This window comes from Micromonospora sp. ATLC20, assembly GCF_057196585.1.
This window is the reverse complement of sequence record NZ_JBXUOV010000038.1, coordinates 24832-41671: the sequence shown is the minus strand read 5'-3', so window position 1 is coordinate 41671 and position 16840 is coordinate 24832. Positions and strand designations below refer to the sequence as shown.

16 protein-coding genes are annotated in these 16840 nt (G+C 73.0%); 8 read left to right on the top strand and 8 right to left on the bottom strand.

Annotated elements, in window-relative coordinates:
• The first annotated feature begins 18 nt into the window (after positions 1 to 18).
• Complete coding sequence (locus tag AC2CHG_RS11455) at positions 19 to 771, top strand: class F sortase (RefSeq protein ID WP_484524706.1); 753 nt, start codon at positions 19 to 21, stop codon at positions 769 to 771.
• 9 nt (positions 772 to 780) lie between these two features.
• Here the strand turns inward: AC2CHG_RS11455 and AC2CHG_RS11450 are convergent, their stop codons facing one another.
• Positions 781 to 1320 (bottom strand): HNH endonuclease, encoded by a 540-nt coding sequence (locus AC2CHG_RS11450; protein ID WP_013288071.1) that lies wholly within the window; start codon positions 1318 to 1320, stop codon positions 781 to 783.
• Between the two features lie 255 nt (positions 1321 to 1575).
• Here AC2CHG_RS11450 and AC2CHG_RS11445 point away from each other — a divergent pair, with 255 nt between their 5' ends.
• The 3 genes from AC2CHG_RS11445 (at position 1576) to AC2CHG_RS11435 (ending at position 4673) form a co-directional block, all read left to right on the top strand.
• Positions 1576 to 2604 carry a mechanosensitive ion channel family protein gene (locus AC2CHG_RS11445; RefSeq protein WP_436798904.1) on the top strand — a complete coding sequence of 343 codons (1029 nt, stop codon included), beginning with the start codon at positions 1576 to 1578 and terminating at the stop codon, positions 2602 to 2604.
• A 233-nt stretch (positions 2605 to 2837) separates the two neighbouring features.
• Complete coding sequence (locus AC2CHG_RS11440) at positions 2838 to 4211, top strand: MFS transporter (RefSeq protein ID WP_484524704.1); 1374 nt, start codon at positions 2838 to 2840, stop codon at positions 4209 to 4211.
• A gap of 78 nt (positions 4212 to 4289) precedes the next feature.
• Positions 4290 to 4673, top strand: a complete 384-nt coding sequence (locus AC2CHG_RS11435; protein WP_484524705.1) for a globin — start codon at positions 4290 to 4292, stop codon at positions 4671 to 4673.
• Positions 4674 to 4680: 7 nt separating this feature from the next.
• Here AC2CHG_RS11435 and AC2CHG_RS11430 read toward each other — a convergent pair whose 3' ends face one another.
• The 4 genes from AC2CHG_RS11430 to ettA form a co-directional block, all read right to left on the bottom strand.
• Positions 4681 to 5265, bottom strand: coding sequence for a type III secretion system chaperone family protein (locus AC2CHG_RS11430; protein ID WP_252450198.1), 585 nt, complete (start codon positions 5263 to 5265; stop codon positions 4681 to 4683).
• 131 nt (positions 5266 to 5396) lie between these two features.
• Positions 5397 to 6059 carry a DUF8185 domain-containing protein gene (locus tag AC2CHG_RS11425; RefSeq protein ID WP_484524703.1) on the bottom strand — a complete coding sequence of 221 codons (663 nt, stop codon included), beginning with the start codon at positions 6057 to 6059 and terminating at the stop codon, positions 5397 to 5399.
• The gene (locus tag AC2CHG_RS11420; RefSeq protein ID WP_135241665.1) at positions 6056 to 6499 is read right to left on the bottom strand and encodes an acyl-CoA thioesterase; all 444 of its coding nucleotides are present in this window, start codon (positions 6497 to 6499) and stop codon (positions 6056 to 6058) included. Before AC2CHG_RS11420 ends, AC2CHG_RS11425 begins: the two co-directional genes overlap by 4 nt.
• Complete coding sequence (gene ettA / locus AC2CHG_RS11415) at positions 6492 to 8168, bottom strand: energy-dependent translational throttle protein EttA (RefSeq protein WP_262014130.1); 1677 nt, start codon at positions 8166 to 8168, stop codon at positions 6492 to 6494. The genes AC2CHG_RS11420 and ettA overlap by 8 nt, the downstream gene beginning before the upstream one ends.
• A gap of 214 nt (positions 8169 to 8382) precedes the next feature.
• Here ettA and AC2CHG_RS11410 point away from each other — a divergent pair, with 214 nt between their 5' ends.
• The 4 genes from AC2CHG_RS11410 to otsB all read left to right on the top strand — a co-directional run bounded on the left by AC2CHG_RS11410 (position 8383) and on the right by otsB (position 13195).
• Positions 8383 to 8667 (top strand): hypothetical protein, encoded by a 285-nt coding sequence (locus AC2CHG_RS11410; RefSeq protein WP_262014129.1) that lies wholly within the window; start codon positions 8383 to 8385, stop codon positions 8665 to 8667.
• Entirely contained in the window at positions 8664 to 9056 is a 393-nt protein-coding gene (locus AC2CHG_RS11405) for a hypothetical protein (RefSeq protein ID WP_262014128.1), read from the top strand. Before AC2CHG_RS11410 ends, AC2CHG_RS11405 begins: the two co-directional genes overlap by 4 nt.
• A 141-nt stretch (positions 9057 to 9197) precedes the next feature.
• Positions 9198 to 10598, top strand: a complete 1401-nt coding sequence (locus tag AC2CHG_RS11400) for an alpha,alpha-trehalose-phosphate synthase (UDP-forming) (protein WP_013288079.1) — start codon at positions 9198 to 9200, stop codon at positions 10596 to 10598.
• Positions 10595 to 13195 carry a trehalose-phosphatase gene (otsB, locus tag AC2CHG_RS11395; protein ID WP_318335400.1) on the top strand — a complete coding sequence of 867 codons (2601 nt, stop codon included), beginning with the start codon at positions 10595 to 10597 and terminating at the stop codon, positions 13193 to 13195. Before AC2CHG_RS11400 ends, otsB begins: the two co-directional genes overlap by 4 nt.
• 140 nt (positions 13196 to 13335) lie before the next feature.
• Here the strand turns inward: otsB and cobA are convergent, their stop codons facing one another.
• From cobA to cobC, 3 genes are read right to left on the bottom strand one after another with little or no spacing between them, the layout of a single operon-like run.
• Complete coding sequence (gene cobA / locus AC2CHG_RS11390) at positions 13336 to 14601, bottom strand: uroporphyrinogen-III C-methyltransferase (RefSeq protein ID WP_484524702.1); 1266 nt, start codon at positions 14599 to 14601, stop codon at positions 13336 to 13338.
• Entirely contained in the window at positions 14598 to 15668 is a 1071-nt protein-coding gene (gene cobT, locus AC2CHG_RS11385) for a nicotinate-nucleotide--dimethylbenzimidazole phosphoribosyltransferase (RefSeq protein WP_262014155.1), read from the bottom strand. The genes cobA and cobT overlap by 4 nt, the downstream gene beginning before the upstream one ends.
• Entirely contained in the window at positions 15668 to 16750 is a 1083-nt protein-coding gene (cobC, locus tag AC2CHG_RS11380; protein WP_135241671.1) for an Rv2231c family histidinol phosphate aminotransferase CobC, read from the bottom strand. The genes cobT and cobC overlap by 1 nt, the downstream gene beginning before the upstream one ends.
• Between the last annotated feature and the right edge of the window lie 90 nt (positions 16751 to 16840).

Sequence of the window (16840 nt, the reverse complement as noted above, 5' to 3'; positions counted from 1 at the left end):
GGCCGGCTCCGGGCCGCGCTGCGGCTGACGTCCCGCGCCGCGCGCCGGTTCGCCCACGTCGCCGGGCACGCGTTCTCGGCCAGCGTCGCCACCGCCGACCCGCAGTCCCGGCCGGTCCCGGCCCGCGCCGCCGGGACCACCACCCGCCGGTACGCCCCGAGCCGCAGCCCCGGGATCCCGGTGCTCGTGGTGGCGAGCGTGATGGCCCTGATCGTCGCGATGCTCGGCGTGGAACGGGTGACCGGCGTCAGCGTGCTGCCGGACCGGATCGTGGCCGGCCTACGCCCGCCACCGAAGAAGTTCCCGGTCCTGCCGGCCAGCCCGCCGACGGACCTGAGCATCGGCAAGCTGAACCTGCGCGCGCCGGTGCACCGGGTCGGCATCGCGCCCGACGGCAGCATCGCGGTGCCGGACGTGGAGCGCGCAGGCGAGGTCGGCTGGTACGACAAGGGCCCCACGCCCGGCCAGTACGGCCCGGCGGTGCTCGTCGGGCACGTCGACACCACCACCGGTCCGGCCGTCTTCCACGGGCTGAAGGACCTCGACGACGGCGACCGGATCGAGGTGACCCGCGAGGACCGCTCGGTGGCGGTGTTCGAGGTGACGTCGATCGAGCGGTACGGCAAGGAGAAGCTGCCGGTGGAGGACGTCTACGGCGACTTCAGCCGGCCCAACCTGCGGCTGATCACCTGCGGCGGGCGCTGGGTGGGCGGCGAGACCGGGTACGCGGACAACCTGGTCGTCTACGCCGCGCTGGTCAAGGCGCGCTGAGCGGGCCGGTCAGGCCGCCTCGGGCTCGGGCTCGCGCAGGTCGAGCCAGTCCGCCCAGCGTGGGTCGGGGGCGCGGTGCCCGAGCACCCGCCAGGCGGCTCCTTTGGGCGCGGCCGGCAGGTGGTGCAGCCGCCAGCCCAGCTCGGCGGGCGTCTTGTCGCCTTTGGTGTGGTTGCACCGCGCGCACGCGGCGACCACGTTCTCCCAGGCGTGCCGGCCGCCCCGGCTGCGCGGGAAGACGTGGTCGATGGTCTCGGCCGGCCCCCGGCAGTACGCGCACCGCCACCCGTCGCGGGCGAACACCGCCCGCCGGGACAACCCGACGTGGGTGCGGTACGGCACCCGGACGTAGCGGGTCAGGCGCACCACCGAGGGCACCGGTAACGCGTTGCGCGCGCTGTGCAGGATGCCCTCGCCGTCGGCGACGCAGACCGCCTTGGCGCTGAGGACGAGGATCGCGGCACGACGCACCGACACGACGCACAGGGGCTCGTAGGTGGCGTTGAGAACGAGTGCACCGGAGCCCGCCGTGGGTCGTATGTCAGGCATCGCGCTCACCCTCCCGGTCCAGTCGTTCCCGCCTCGTCTGCGCCGGACCCGCCCCGCGGACAGCGCGGAACGGCTCCGACGCCGGCCGGATCACCGACGTCCGTTGCGCCAATAGTCCCTGATCGCGCCCCGGATTGCACGTACTAATCCGGGCTACCCCCTCCGGTAGCGACACTTCGCCGAGGTGGCGGTGTCCGCCGCCCGTCACCGGTGCGGTACGAAAGCAGGGTGAACGTCTCCGACCTGATCTCCGCCCTGCTGTCGGCCTTCTCCGACCGGAAGCCGGACTGCCAGGGCAGCAGTTCCTGCGAGTTCCTGTACCGGCTCACCGGCTCCGCCTGGTTCGCCGAGAGCAGCTACTGGGTCCTGCTGAAGCCGCTACGGGTCGCGTTGATCCTGTTGATCGCGGTGGCCGCCCGATGGGCGCTGCACCGGACCATCAACCGGCTGGTGCGGACCACCACCCAGGGCGCGGTGCCGACCATGCTCCGCCCGCTGCGGGAACGCATCCCCAGCGCCACGCTCGACCCGGACCAGTTCGTGCCGGAGCGGCGGCGGCAGCGGGCCGAGGCGATCGGGTCGGTGCTGCGCAGCATGGTCACCGCGTTCGTCTTCGGCATCGCGCTGCTGATGGTGCTCAAGGAGTTCAGCTTCGACCTGGCCCCGCTGCTGGCCAGCGCGGGCATCGCCGGCGTGGCGCTCGGCTTCGGCGCGCAGAGCCTGGTCAAGGACCTGATCGCCGGCCTGTTCATGCTGATCGAGGACCAGTACGGCGTCGGCGACACGGTCGACCTGGGCGAGGCCACAGGCGTGGTCGAGGCGGTCGGGCTGCGGGTCACCACGGTCCGGGACGGCCGGGGCGTGCTCTGGTACATCCGCAACGGCGAGATCGTCCGCGTCGGGAACAAGAGCCAGGGCTGGGCGCTCGTCGTGGTCGACCTGCCGATCGGGTTCGCCGGCACCGAGGATGCCACCGCAGTGCTGCGTACCGCGGCGGCGTCGGTGGCGCTGGACCCGGAGCTGGCGCCGAGCATCGTGGAGCAGCCGGAGGTCCTGGGCGTCGAGCAGATGACTGTCGACGGCGCGGTGATCCGTACCGTCGTCAAGACCACCGCTGACGGGCAGTTCGCGGTCGGGCGTGAGCTGCGCCGCCGCCTCGCGGAGGCGTTGGAGAACTCGGGGATCGTCGCGCAGATCGCGGCTGCCCGGCTGTTCCCCGGCCTCCCGGTCCAGCCGCCGGCGCCGCCCGCCGCCGAGGGTACCGGTACCGGCGGACCCACCTGAGCCGCCGGACGAGCCGGACGATTTCCGGGGTTCCGCACCGCGCGGCCCCTCGGGTATCGTCCGTTCGTTCAGTCGGAGATGCGACGATCGATCCGTTCGCCCTAGCCAGTTGTCAGACGATCGGGCAGAATCCGGTGCACACGCTCCACCGGGGGGCGTGCTCGTGTCCTCGCTGATCGATCGATCTGACGACGGTTCCCGGTCGGGCCATCACAAGTGGTCGACCAGGAACGATGGAGGCGACGGTGTCCGACGCGCGACCCGCCCGGGAGGCCCCGGCCACATTCCGGGACGTCTTCGGTCAGTCGGAGTTCCGCGCCATCTTCGCCGCCAACACCCTCTCCTGGGTGGGTGACTATCTGGCCCGCGCCGCGGTCACCGTGCTCGTGCTGCGCGAGACCGATTCGGTCGCGCTCTCCGCCGCCGCGTTCGCCGCCAGCTACCTTCCCTGGCTGGTGGGCGGCCCGCTGCTCTCCGCGCTCGCCGAGCGGCACCACTACCGCCGGGTCATGGTCGTCTGCGACCTGCTGCGGATGGCGCTGATGGCGCTGGTCGCGATGCCCTGGATGCCGACCTGGTCGATCTTCGCGCTGATCTTCCTGGCCACGCTCGCGAACCCGCCGAGCCAGGCGGCGCGGTCCGCGTTGATGCCGCACATCCTGACCGGGGACCGGCTGGTCGTGGGCCTGGCCGCGTTCACCAGCGCCGGCCAGGCCGCCCAGGTCGTCGGTTACCTGATCGGCGCCACGGTGGCGGCGCTCAACCCGAACACCGCGCTGCTCGTCAACGCCGTGACCTTCGCCGTGTCGGCCGCGATCGTCCGCTTCGGCGTACGCGAGCGGCCACCGGCGATGACCGAGGTGCACCGCAGCCACCTGCTGCGGGAGACCGTCCAGGGCTTCCAGATCGTCTTCGAGCGGCCGGTGCTGCGCGCCATCGCGGTGCTGGTGTTCAGCGCGATGCTCTTCTCGATCGTCCCCGAAGGACTGGCCGCGGGCTGGGCCGCCGACCGGACCGACGGCCGGATGGACGCCGGCACCGCCCAAGGTCTGATCATGGCCGCCGTCCCGGTCGGATACATCCTCGGCGGGCTGACCATCAGCCGGCTCGTCGGCCCGGACCGGCGGCTGACGCTGATGCGACCGTTGATGATCATCGCGCCGGCGACGCTCGTACCCGCGCTGTTCAACCCGCCGCCGGCGGTGGTGGCGCTGCTGGCCGCCGGCTGCGGCTTCGCCGTCGCCGGGCTCGTCCCGGTCGCCAACGGCCTGTTCGTGCAAGCGCTCCCGGAGGGCTTCCGGGCCCGGGCGTTCGGCGTCATGGCCAGCGGCACACAGATCATCCAGGGCGCCGCGGTGCTGGCCACGGGCGCGCTCGCCGAGCGCTTCTCGGTCCCGTCGGTGGTCGGCGTGTGGAGCGCCGCGGGGGTGCTGATCATGTCGGTGGCGGCGCTCGCCTGGCCCCGGCCACAGGTGATCCACGAGGCCGTCGCGGCCGCCCGCGCGGAGTCGGCGGCCGGTGGCGGACCGGCGCACTCCCACGCGCCCGGCCCCGCCTCCGGTGACCGGAACCGGGAGCACGGCCGACGCCGGCACGCGGTGACGTGATCCGCGCCGCCCGGCGGGCGGGCGCGGGTGCCGGGCCGCACCTGGCAGGATGGAAGCGTGACTTCCCCAGGCGAGTCGATGACCCTCTTCGAGGCGATCGGCGGTGAACCGGCCTTCCGCAAGCTGGTGGACGAGTTCTACGCCGGTGTGGCCGACGACCCGCTGCTGCGGCCGATGTACCCGGAGGAGGACCTGGGCCCGGCGGCGGACCGGCTGACCCTGTTCCTCATCCAGTACTGGGGTGGCCCGCACACCTACTCGGAGCAGCGCGGCCACCCGCGGCTGCGGATGCGGCACGCACCGTTCCGGATCGGCGCGGCCGAGCGGGACGCCTGGCTGCACCACATGCGCCGGGCGGTGGACGCGCTGGACCTGCCGCCGCAGCTCGCCACGGCGCTCTGGGACTACCTGGAGCGGGCCGCCTACTTCATGGTGAACGTGATGGAGGACCCGGCCGGCTGAGCCCGGCTCAGAGCAGGGCGCCCTCGTCGTGCAGCCAGTCGACGAACGTCACCGCGACGGCGGCGCCGCAGTCGAGCATCTCGACCAGCAGCGCGTCGTGGGCGCCGGCGCCGAGCGGGACCTGCAACTCGGCGTAGATCGGGAGCTGACCGCGCTCGGTCGGGTCACCGATGTACGCCTTGCAGAAGCGCCGGGTGTGGTTCCACTCGTTCACGACGCGGTAGGCCCGGTCGGCCCAGTCCGGCGGGACCGTCGCGTGCGGGCGGGCCCGCATCACGAGGATCTCGTCCTCGGGGCCCTCCAGCGCGACGAGCACGGCGTGCCGCTCCCACATGGCCAGCAGGTTGCCGTCGCCGTCGGCCAGATAGCGCACGTCGAGCAGGTCGAGCGCGTCGCAGACCCGGCTCAGCGTGACCGGCGCGACGGTGGCCGGCATGTCCGCGAGGGCCGGCCGCTCGGGCGGCGCCACGTCGTCCCCCGGCTGGCGAGGGGTCGGTGGTCCGACCCGGATGGTGTCATCCACTGTGGTCCCGCTTCGAGTCTCCGGCTCCCCGCCAGCGGCGGGACCAGGGCGCCATGACCACCACGGCATCGCTCGCGCACCTCACTCCCCAGCGGATCCGGACGCCTACGGTGCGTTGGATCCGAGGATGGACGGTACCCGGACAGGCGGCCTGAGGCATCCCCCCAACGACCGCCCCAAACCGGAAGGACGACGCGGGGTCATCCGTTCGGATGACCTGGCGTCGGCCTGAGTGCAAGATCGGCGACGGTCCGCGACCAGGCTGCCCCGAACGGTCCGACGAGTCCGACCCATCGACCAGCCGTCCGCACCTGAACGTCGTCCGCGCCGGTGCCGAGGAAACCCATCCGGACCAGCGCCTGCACCAGTCGCTGCGACACCTCCACCGGCGTCCGCGGCGCCTCGTCCGGGGTCACCACCACGGCGACGTGGTCCAGCAGCGCGTCCCGCAGCACCCGCTGCCCGACCGCGCGGCCCGCCACGCCGTGTGTGGCCGCCTCGCGCAGCGTCCCGGCCGCCGCCTCCGCGATCCGGCGCAGCTCGGCGCCGGGCAGCGCCTCCACCGCCCGGCTCGCCGCCGGCGGGAGCTGCCACCGCCAGCCGTCGTCCCGGCGTACCGGAAGCGCCTCGCCCTCGGCGGAGAGTTCGGCCAGCAGCTCCCCCGCGGCGACCGTGACGTCACCGGGGGCGGTGCCGGGCACGGTACGGACCACGAGCACGCCCCACGGCAGCCGCGCCCAGAGGGCGGTACGGCCCGCGCCCGGCACCGGTCGCAGCCGCACCAGTGTGGCCGGGTCGAGCCGGACCAGCCGGGCCAGGAAGGCCCCGGCGTCGGCCGTTCCGGTCAACCCGTGCCCGGTCATCCGCTCAGCCCCGGCGCGTAGCGGAGCAGGAACGCCCGCTCCTCCGGCGAGATCCGGCGCGGGCGCTGCGCCGTCAGGTCGAACGGCACCAGCAGCGACCGGGCGGTGCCGGCCAGCGTGTCGCCGTCGTACAGCTCGTACGCGACCGAGAAGGAGGCGGCCCTGATCTGATCCACCCACAGCTCGATCCGTACCGTCGGGGCGGCCTCCGCGCTGGCCCGGCCGAGCGCGTAGTCGACCGGGCGCAGGTAGTCGACCTCGTGCCGGCGGATGACCACCCCGTCGGCGAACGAGCCCACTCCCCACGCCCGGCCGCCGGCGAACATCATCGCCACCCGGGCCTCCTCGTAGAGCGTGAGGAAGCGGGCGTTGTTGACGTGGCCGTACGCGTCCAGGTCGGACCAGCGCAGCGCGCAGTGGTAGACGAAGCGGTCAGTCACGGGTGAGCTTGCGGTAGGTCACCCGGTGCGGACGGGCCGCCTCGGCGCCGAGCCGGTCGACCTTGTTCTTCTCGTACGCCTCGAAGTTGCCCTCGAACCAGAACCACTTGGCCGGGTTCTGGTCGTCGCCCTCCCAGGCCAGGATGTGCGTGGCGACCCGGTCCAGGAACATCCGGTCGTGGGAGATGACCACGGCGCAGCCGGGGAACTCCAGCAGCGCGTTCTCCAGGCTGGACAGCGTCTCCACGTCCAGGTCGTTCGTCGGCTCGTCGAGCAGGATCACGTTGCCGCCGATCTTCAGCGTCAGCGCCAGGTTGAGCCGGTTGCGCTCGCCGCCGGAGAGCACCTTCGTCGGCTTCTGCTGGTCCGGCCCCTTGAAGCCGAACGCGGCGATGTACGCCCGCGACGGCATCTCGACCTTGCCCACCATGAGGTGGTCCAGCCCGTCGGAGACGACCTCCCAGACGGTCTTGTCACCGTCCAGGCCCTGCCGGTTCTGGTCGACGTACGACAGCGAGACGGTCTCGCCGACCCGGACCGAGCCGCTGGTCGGCTGCTCCAGACCGACGATGGTCTTGAACAGCGTGGTCTTGCCGACGCCGTTCGGGCCGATGATGCCGACGATGCCGTTGCGGGGCAGCGAGAACGACAGGTCGTCGATCAGCACCCGGTCACCGAACGCCTTGGTCAGGTTCTGCGCCTCGATGACCGTGTTGCCCAGGCGCGGGCCCGGCGGGATCTGGATCTCCTCGAAGTCCAGCTTCCGGGTCTTCTCCGCCTCGGCGGCCATCTCGTCGTAGCGGTCCAGCCGGGCCTTGGACTTGGTCTGCCGCGCCTTGGCGTTCGAGCGGACCCACTCCAGCTCCTCGGAGAGGCGCTTCTTCATCTTGGCGTCGCGGCGTCCCTCGACGGACAGCCGGGCGGCCTTCTTCTCCAGGTAGGTGGAGTAGTTGCCCTCGTACGGGTAGGCCCGGCCGCGGTCCAGCTCCAGGATCCAGTTGGCCACGTTGTCCAGGAAGTACCGGTCGTGGGTGATCGCCAGGACGGTGCCGGCGTACTTGGCCAGGTGCTGCTCCAGCCACTGCACGCTCTCCGCGTCCAGGTGGTTGGTGGGCTCGTCGAGCAGCAGCAGGTCCGGCGCCTCCAGCAGCAGCTTGCACAGCGCCACCCGGCGGCGCTCACCACCGGAGAGCTTGGTGACGTCGGCGTCCGGCGGCGGGCAGCGCAGCGCGTCCATCGCGAGTTCGAGCTTGGAGTCGATGTCCCACGCGTCGGAGGCGTCCAGCTCCTCCTGGAGCTTGCCCATCTCCTCCATCAGCTCGTCGGAGTAGTCCGTGGCCATCTGCTCGGCGATCTTGTTGAACCGCTCCAGCTTGGCCTTGGTCTCGGCGACCGCCTCCTCGACGTTGCCGAGGACCGTCTTGGCGTCGTTGAGCGGCGGCTCCTGCGCGAGCATGCCGACGGAGTAGCCGGGCATGAGCCGGGCCTCGCCGTTGCTCGGCCGGTCCAGCCCTGCCATGATCTTGAGGAGGCTGGACTTACCGGCGCCGTTCGGACCGACCACCCCGATCTTGACACCCGGCAGGAAGTTCAGCGTCACGTTGTCGAGCACGACCTTGTCGCCGTGCGCCTTGCGCGCCTTGTCCAGGACGTAGATGAACTGGGCCACGGTGCGGGCTACCTCCGTCGGGTTGCGATCGCGGGCTTGTCGGGTGCGGGGCGCGGGCGTCGATCTCCGCCTGCCGCCGCCGGCCGGGAGCCGGCCGCGCGCACGCCGTCGTCAATCCTGACAGGTACGGACCGCCACGCCCACATCACCCCACCCCAGGGGTACGGCGGGGTGCCGCGTTGCCAGCGCAGGTATGACTGAATAGCCTTGACGTATGACCAAGAAGATCGCCGTGAGCCTTCCGGACGATGTCGCGGAGCGGCTGGCCAAGGAGCCGAATGTGTCCGCCTTCGTGGCACGTGCCGTGCGCCGTCAGATGGCCGGCGAACAGACGCGGGTGGTGCTCGCTCGCGCCGGTGTCACGATCGCCGAGGAGGACGTGGACCGGGCCCACGCGGAGATGCAGCAACTCGCCGCGAGCATCACGCCCGAGCTGCGCGAGCAGGCCACCAAGCTCCAGTCGGAGGTCCTTGCGGCCAGGGCGAAGGCACGCCGGTGACGCAGTTCGGCCTGGCGCTCGACACGGCCGCACTGCTGGCCTACGCCTCGGGCGCCAAGGACGTCGGCGCGAGGATCGCCGAGGCTGCCGACTACGCGCGTGACGTGCTGGTGCCCGCCCTCTGCCTGGCGCACGCGCATCAGCAGGCCACGGCCGCGCAGTGGGAGCTTCTCGAATTGCTGGCCGCGCTGCCGCAAGTACAGATCACCCCGGTGGAACCGGACATGTGTGCGTATCTCGGCGGCTGGTCGCGCCGGATGACCGGCCGGATGGACCTCGCGCAGCTGGCCATGGAGGCAGCCGCCAACCCGCTCGTGCCGATCGTGACGGACCGGCGGGAACTGCTCGGTGAGGTGCTCCCCAAGGAGTGGCCGATCATCGACCTCTGAGCCGCCGGTGTCGACAAGATCACGCGGTGGGTTCGGCGGTTCTGGGACGGGTAGGTAACTCCGGCACGGGGGATCAGACGCCGCAGCTACGCTCAGTACGCTCATCGCGGTGGACCCGTCAGTACCCGGAGGTGGCCGATCGTGACCGTCCGTAGCTCCTTTGTCGTAGTGGCCAATCGTCTGCCGGTCGACGAGGTGAGCACACCCGAGGGACGGCAGTGGCGGCGCAGCCCCGGCGGGCTGGTGACCGCGCTGCACCCGGTGCTCGCCGAGCACCAGGGCACCTGGGTGGGGTGGGCCGGCGGCACCGGCGCCGCGCCCGAGCCGTTCGACCTGGAGGGCATCCGGCTGCACCCGGTGCCGCTGAGCGCCGAGGAACTGGAGCGCTACTACGAGGGCCAGTCGAACGCGACGATCTGGCCGCTCTACCACGACGCGGTGGAGACGCCCGCATACAAGCGGCGCTGGCGCGAGGCGTACCGATTGGTGAACGCCCGGTTCGCGGAGGCCGCGGCGGACGTGGCGGCCGAGGGCGCGACGGTCTGGGTCCAGGACTACCAGCTCCAGCTCGTGCCGGCGATGCTCCGCGAGTTGCGGCCGGACCTGCGGATCGGCTTCTTCCTGCACATCCCGTTCCCGCCGATCGAGCTGTTCATGCAGATGCCGTTCCGCACCGAGATCCTGCGTGGACTGCTCGGCGCGGACCTGGTCGGCTTCCAGCAGCGGCTGGCGGCGCAGAACTTCGTCCGCCTGGCCCGCCACCTGCTCGGCCTGCGCTACGAGGGCCAGATGATCCAGGTCGACGGCCGGCAGGTGAAGGCGGGCGCGTTCCCCATCTCGATCGACACCAAGGAGATGGAGCGGCTGGCCGAGGACCCGGCGATCCAGGCCCGGGCCAAGCAGATCCGCGAGGAGCTGGGCAACCCGAAGACGATCATCCTGGGCGTCGACCGGCTCGACTACACCAAGGGCATCGAACTCCGGCTGAAGGCCTTCCGCGAACTCCTCGCTGACGGAAAGTTGACAGTTCCGGACGCGGTTATGGTGCAGGTCGCCACGCCCAGCCGTGAGCGTGTGGAGCACTACCAGGCACTTCGGGTGAAGGTGGAACGCGAGGTTGGCCGGATCAATGGTGAATTCGGCCGGGTCGGCGTGCCTGCAGTGCATTATCTGCATCAGTCGTACAGTCGCTCCGAACTGGCCGCGATGTACGTCGCGGCCGACGTGATGATGGTGACCCCGCTGCGAGACGGAATGAATCTGGTGGCCAAGGAGTACGTCGCATCGCGCGCCGACCAGGGCGGCGCGCTCGTGCTCAGTGAGTTCGCCGGCGCCGCGACAGAGCTGCGCCAGGCGTTCCTGTGTAATCCGCACGACCCGGACGCGGTGAAGGACGCGTTGCTGCGGGCCGTGCATGTCGAAAAGCCCGAAGCCCGCCGCCGGATGCGCGTCATGCAGCGCCATCTGCGCAGCCACGACGTGGGCCACTGGGCCAAGTCGTTCCTCAGCGAGCTCGGCGTCCCCGATACGGAGGCTGCGTGACCTCGCCCGCCCCCGCCGCCGCCCACGGCGGCGTGCTGGATCCCGAACTGCGTGCCGCCATCGGCCGTATCGCCCGGGTTCCGCAACTCCTGGTCGCCTGCGACTACGACGGCACACTGGCGCCGATCGTCGAGGACCCCAGCAAGGCGGTGCCGCTGCCCGAGTCGGTGGCGGCCGTACGCGCGCTCGCCGCTCTGCCGCAGACGAGCGTCGCCGTCGTCTCCGGCCGGGCGCTGCGCGACCTGGCCACACTCTCCCGGCTGCCGAGCGAGGTGCACCTGGTCGGCAGCCACGGCTCGGAGTTCGACATCGGCTTCGTCGAGCGGCTCACCCCCGAGCTGATCGCGGTCCGGCACCGGCTCCGCGAGGCGCTGCGCGAGATCGCCGCCGAGCACCCCGGCATCCGCCTGGAACGCAAGCCGGCCAGCGTGGCCGTGCACACCCGCGGCGTCGACCCGCACGTCGCCGCCCGGGCCGTCGAGGCGGTCCGCAACGGCCCCGCGACCTGGGAGGGCGTGACAGTCACCCAGGGCAAGGAGGTCATCGAGCTGTCGGTGGTCGTGACCAACAAGGGCACCGCCGTCGACCAGCTCCGTACCCAGCTCGCCGCCAGCGCGGTGCTGTTCATCGGCGACGACGTCACCGACGAGAACGCCTTCGGCAACCTGACCGGGCCGGACGTCGGCATCAAGATCGGTCCCGGGGAGACGCGGGCCGACTACCGGGTGGCCGAGCCGATCGAGGCGGCCCGCGCGCTGGGTCTGCTGCTGGAGACGCGGCGGCACTGGCTGTTCGGCGAGCGGGCGGTGCCGATCGAGCGGCACTCGATGCTCGCTAACGGCCGTACCGTCGCGCTCGTCACGCCGGAAGCCAAGATCACCTGGTTGTGCCACCCGAAGCCGGACTCGGCGGCGATCTTCGCCGACCTGGTCGGCGGCAGCCCGGCCGGGCACTTCACGGTCGGCCCGGAGCGGGGCGGCATCCCGCTGGGCCAGCGCTACCGCAGCAACACGATGACCGTCGAGACCCGCTGGTCCGGCCTGACCGTGACCGACTGGCTCGACCTTCCGGTACGGGAGACCACGCCGGACGACCCGGCAGTGGTCAGCGGCGACTCGACACTGGTCCGGGTGCTCAGCGGCACCGGGCGGGCCCGGGTCGAGTTCGCGCCGCGCCCCGAGTTCGGTCAGGTGGCGGTGCAGCTCCAGCCGCTCGACGACGGGCTGCTGGTGCTCGGCTCCAACGAGCCGGTCGCGCTGCACTCTCCCGGCGTCGAGTGGGAGGTCACGAACGACGCCGGGTACGAGACCGCGAAGGCGGTGGTCGACCTGTCGGCGGCCGGCGGCCAGGTGGTGCTGGAGCTGCGCTTCGGCACGCAGAGCCTGGAGCCGCACCGGCTGCCGCTGCACGAGCGGCAGACCGCCGCCGAGCAGCCCTGGAAGGACTGGGTGGCCTCACTGCGGCTGCCCGCCACCGCCCGGGACCTGGTCGCCCGCAGCGCGCTGACGCTGCGCGGCCTCTGCCACGAACCGACCGGCTCGATCCTCGCCGCGGCCACCACGTCGCTGCCCGAGGAGCTGGGCGGTGTCCGCAACTGGGACTACCGCTACTGCTGGCTGCGGGACGCGGCGATGACCGCCCGCGCGCTTGTCGACCTCGGCTCGACCGAGGAGGCCGAAGGGCTGCTGCGCTGGATCGACGGCGTGGTCGAGCGCACCGGCGGGCACCCGGAACGGCTGCACCCGCTCTACACGGTGGACGGCTTCGAGCTGGGCGCCGAGGCGGTCATCGACACGCTGCCCGGCTACGCCGGCTCCCGGCCGGTACGCGTCGGCAACCTCGCCAACCACCAGCTTCAGCTCGACGTCTTCGGCCCGGTCGCGGACCTGATCGCGGCGGTGGCCGACGCCCGGGGCTCGATCCGCGACGACGAGTGGCGGGTGCTGGAGAATATGGTCGAGGCGGTACGCCGCCGCTGGCACGAGCCCGACCACGGCATCTGGGAGGCCCGCCTCCCCCCGCGGCACCACGTCTTCTCCAAGGTCATGCTCTGGATGACGGTGGACCGCGCGCTGCACGTCGTCCGCCGCCACGGCGGCGAGGACCGGCCCGAGTGGGTCGAGCTGCGCGACCGGATCGCCTCGAACGTGCTGGAGCACGGCTGGCACCCGGAGGCCGAGGCCTACAGCGTCGCCTACGGGTACGAGGAGATGGACGCCTCGTCGCTGTGGATCGGCATCTCCGGGCTGCTCGCCGGCGACGACCCGCGCTTCCTCTCCACCGTGCTCAAGATCGAGGCGGAGCTGCGCAGCGGTCCGGTCGTCTACCGGTACCACTGGGACGACGGCCTGCCCGGCCGGGAGGGCGGCTTCCACATCTGCACGTCGTGGCTGATCGAGGCGTACCTGCGCACCGGCCGCCGCAGCGACGCCGAGGAGCTGTTCACCCAGATGGTCGACACGGCCGGTCCGACCGGGCTGCTGCCGGAGCAGTACGACCCGCTGGCCGAGCGCGGGCTGGGCAACCACCCGCAGGCGTACAGCCACCTCGGCCTGATCCGCTGCGCCCTGCTGCTCGACAACATGCTCAAGCAGTGACCCGACCGGGGCGGGGGACTGACGTCCCCCGTCCCCGGCCCGGCGATCTTGCACTTACCGCCCCGACATAAGGGCCATAACGGGCGCCTGGTGGGCACCAAGTGCAAGATCGACGAGGTCAGGCCGAGGTCAGGCCGAGGTCAGGCGCGCGTCGGGGCGTCGGGGGTCAGGGCGTGGACCACGTCGCCGAGCACCACGATCGCGGGTGGACGCAGGGCGGCGGTCTCGACGTCCTGCGCGACCGCGCCCAGTGTGGATCGCAGCATCCGCTGGGCGGCTGTGGTGCCCTCCTGGATCACCGCGGCGGGAGTCTCCGCCGGCTTGCCGTGCGCGATCAGCGTGGCGCTGATCGCGGCGAGGTTCTTCAGGCCCATCAGGATCACGAGCGTGCCGCGCAGCCCGGCGAGGGCGTCCCAGCGCACCAGCGACGCGGGCGCGTCGGGCGCGAGGTGCCCGGACACCACAGTGAACTCGTGCGCCACGCCCCGGTGCGTCACCGGCACGCCGGCCACCTCGGGCACCGCGATCGCGCTCGTCACACCGGGCACGACTGTCACCGGCACACCCGCCTCGGCGCAGGCCAGCAGTTCCTCGCCGCCACGGCCGAAGACGTACGGGTCGCCGCCCTTGAGCCGTACCACCACCTTGCCGGCCCGCGCCCGGTCCACCAGGATCCGGTTGATCTCCTCCTGGGCACGCGACGGCCCGTACGGGATCTTGGAGGCGTCGACCAGCTCGACGTCCGGCCGCAGTTCGTCCAGGAGCAGGCCGGGCACGAGCCGGTCGGCGACGACCACCTCGGCCTCGGTGAGCAGCCGCCACCCCTTCACGGTGATCAGCTCCGGGTCGCCCGGCCCGGATCCGACGAGTGCGACGCGCCCGCCGGTGTTAACAGGGGGCCCCTCCTCTACCGCAGGGGTTAAAAGGGGGCCCCTCCTTCCGAGCAGGGCGCGGATGGCGTCGCGGACGCCCATCGCTCGGCGGGGGTCGCCACCGCCGAGTACCGCCACGGTGACCGGGCCGTGCCGGGTCACCGCCGGGGTCCACGCGCTCGCCGCCGTCCGGTCGTCGGCGCGTACGCAGAAGATCCGCCGCTCGGCCGCTGCCGCGCTGACCGCGGCGGCGGCGGCCCGGTCGTCGACAGCCACCTGGACCAGCCACGCGCCGTCCAGGTCGTCGGGGGCGAACCGGCGCGGCTCCCAGTGCAGCCGCCCGGCGTCGACGTGCGCGCGCAGCGCCGGGGTCAGCTCGGGCGACACCAGCAGCACGTCCGCGCCGGCGTCGAGCAGCGCGGGGACCCGCCGGGTGGCGACCGCTCCCCCGCCCACGACCACCACGCGCCGCCCGCCCAGCCGCAACCCCAGCGGGTACGGGCTGGGCGGCGTCGGCCCGGCCGGCTCGGTCACTTCTCCGCCACCCCGGCGGAGTCGAACGTGGCGACCTCGTGCAGTACCCGGACCGCGCCGGTGACCACCGGCAGGGCGAGCAGCGCCCCGGTGCCCTCGCCGAGCCGCAGTCCCAGGTCGATCAGCGGTTCCAGGCCGAGGTGCCGCAGTGCCGCCGTGGCGCCCGGCTCGGCGCTGCGGTGCCCGGCGACCATGGCGCCCACCGCGTCCGGCGCGAACGCGGCGGCGGCGACCGCGGCGCTGACGGCGATCACGCCGTCGAGCAGCACCGGCACGCGGCGCGCGGCGGCGCCGAGGATCAGGCCGGTCAGCGCGGCGTGCTCCAGCCCGCCGACGGTCGCCAGCACGCCCAGCGGGTCGGCCGGGTCGGGCTCGTGCCGGGCCAGCGCGGCCCGCACCACAGCCACCTTGCGGGCGTACGTCTCGTCGTCGACCCCGGTGCCCCGCCCGGTGGCCGCCTCGGCGTCCACGCCGGAGAACGCGGCGATGAGCGTGGCGGACGGGGTGGTGTTGCCGATGCCCATGTCGCCGGTGAGCAGGATGCCCGCCCCGGCGTCGATCAGCTCGCCGGCGACCCGGATGCCGGTCTCGACGGCGGTACGGGCCTCGTCCCGGGTGAGCGCCGCGGTGACAGTCATGTCGCGGGTGCCGGGGCGGACGTTCGCGGACACCAGGCGCGGGCCGGCCGGATCGGCGGATTCGGCGCCGGGGATCGGGGTGGCCACGCCGACGTCCACCACCGTGACCGAGGCGCCGGCCTGGCGGGCGAACGCGTTCACGACCGCGCCGCCGGCCAGGAAGTTGGCGATCATCTGGGCGGTGACCTCCTGCGGCCACGGGGTCACGCCCTGGGCGTGCACGCCGTGGTCACCGGCGAAGATCGCCACCGCGGCCGGCTCGGGCAGCGGCGGCGGGCAGGCGCCGGCCAGCCCGGCGAGGCGTACCGAGAGCGGCTCCAGGGCGCCGAGCGAGCCGGCGGGCTTGGTCAGCCGCCCCTGCAACTCGCGGGCCGCCGCCATGGCGTCCTCGTCCAGCGGCCGGATCGCCGCGACTGTGGACTCCAGCATCATGCCTCCAGGATCCGTGCCAGCGTCTCGATGAACGCGTCGGTGGTGCCCCGGTCGCGTACGGCGATCCGGAGCCAGTCCGGGCCGAGCCCGGGGAACGTGTCGCCCCGGCGTACCGCCCAGCCGTGCGCGCGCAGCCGCTCGCGTACGTCGGCGGCGCCGGCCACGTGGATCAGGACGAAGGCGGCGGCGGGGCGGCCCGCCACGCGTACCCCCGGCAGGCCGGACAGGCGGGCCACCAGGTGGTCGCGGTCGGCGGCGAGTTCGGCGGCGATGGCGCGTTCGGCGGCGACGGCAGCCGGCGCGGCGCAGGCGGTGGCGGCGGCGAGCGCCGGGGTGGAGACCGCCCAGAGCGGCTGCGCGGCGGCGAACCGGGCCAGCAGCGCGGCGTCGCCGAGCAGGTAGCCGATCCGCAGCCCGGCCAGGCCCCAGGTCTTGGTGAGGCTGCGCACCACCACGAGGCCGGGGAGGTCGCGGCGAGCGGCGAGCGACTCGGGCTCGCCGTCGACGCCGGGTGCGGCGGTGGTGTCGGCGAACGCCTCGTCGACCACGAGTACCCGGCCGGGGCGGGCCAGCGCGGCGATGGTGTCGGCCGGGTGCAGCACCGAGGTCGGGTTCGTGGGGTTGCCGATCATGACGAGGTCGGCGTCGCCGGGGACGCGGGCCGGGTCCAGGCGGAAGCCGTCGGCCGGGTCGAGCAGCACCCGGTCCACCCGGTGCCCGGCGGCCCGCAGCGCGGCCTCCGGCTCGGTGAACTGCGGGTGCACCACCACGGGGTGGCGGACGCCGGACAGCGCGCGGGCGATCAGGACGAATCCCTCGGCGGCGCCGGCGGTGAGGAGTACCTCTTCCGGGGGTCGCCCGTGCCGGTGAGCGACGGCGGCGCGGGCCGGCGCCGGGTCCGGGTACGCGGCCAGGTCGCCCAGCGCGGCGGTGATCGGGTCGGCCAGCCAGTCCGGCATCGGGGCGCGGCGCACGTTCACGGCCAGGTCCACCAGGCCGGGCGTGGCCTCGGCGTCCCCGTGGTGGCCCAGGTCGGGCTCGTCGAGCGCGGCGGCGCTCCCGGTCGGTGCTGCGGGCATGTCCGCGATCCTGCCGGGTAGCCGCCGCCCGGGACAGCGCATCCCGGCGTGGGTCGCGTCACGGTCCGCCGGTTTATGAGTTCTTCTCAT

Bases quoted from the DNA above. Each gene is read 5' to 3' on its own strand.
- AC2CHG_RS11450 (WP_013288071.1), bottom strand. From the start codon at position 1,320: ATGCCTGACATACGACCCACGGCGGGCTCCGGTGCACTCGTTCTCAAC.
- AC2CHG_RS11440 (WP_484524704.1), top strand. From the start codon at position 2,838: ATGGAGGCGACGGTGTCCGACGCGCGACCCGCCCGGGAGGCCCCGGCC.
- AC2CHG_RS11435 (WP_484524705.1), top strand. From the start codon at position 4,290: ATGACCCTCTTCGAGGCGATCGGCGGTGAACCGGCCTTCCGCAAGCTG.
- AC2CHG_RS11430 (WP_252450198.1), bottom strand. From the start codon at position 5,265: ATGCCGTGGTGGTCATGGCGCCCTGGTCCCGCCGCTGGCGGGGAGCCG.
- AC2CHG_RS11425 (WP_484524703.1), bottom strand. From the start codon at position 6,059: ATGACCGGGCACGGGTTGACCGGAACGGCCGACGCCGGGGCCTTCCTG.
- AC2CHG_RS11410 (WP_262014129.1), top strand. From the start codon at position 8,383: ATGACCAAGAAGATCGCCGTGAGCCTTCCGGACGATGTCGCGGAGCGG.
- cobT (WP_262014155.1), bottom strand. From the start codon at position 15,668: ATGCTGGAGTCCACAGTCGCGGCGATCCGGCCGCTGGACGAGGACGCC.
- cobC (WP_135241671.1), bottom strand. From the start codon at position 16,750: ATGCCCGCAGCACCGACCGGGAGCGCCGCCGCGCTCGACGAGCCCGAC.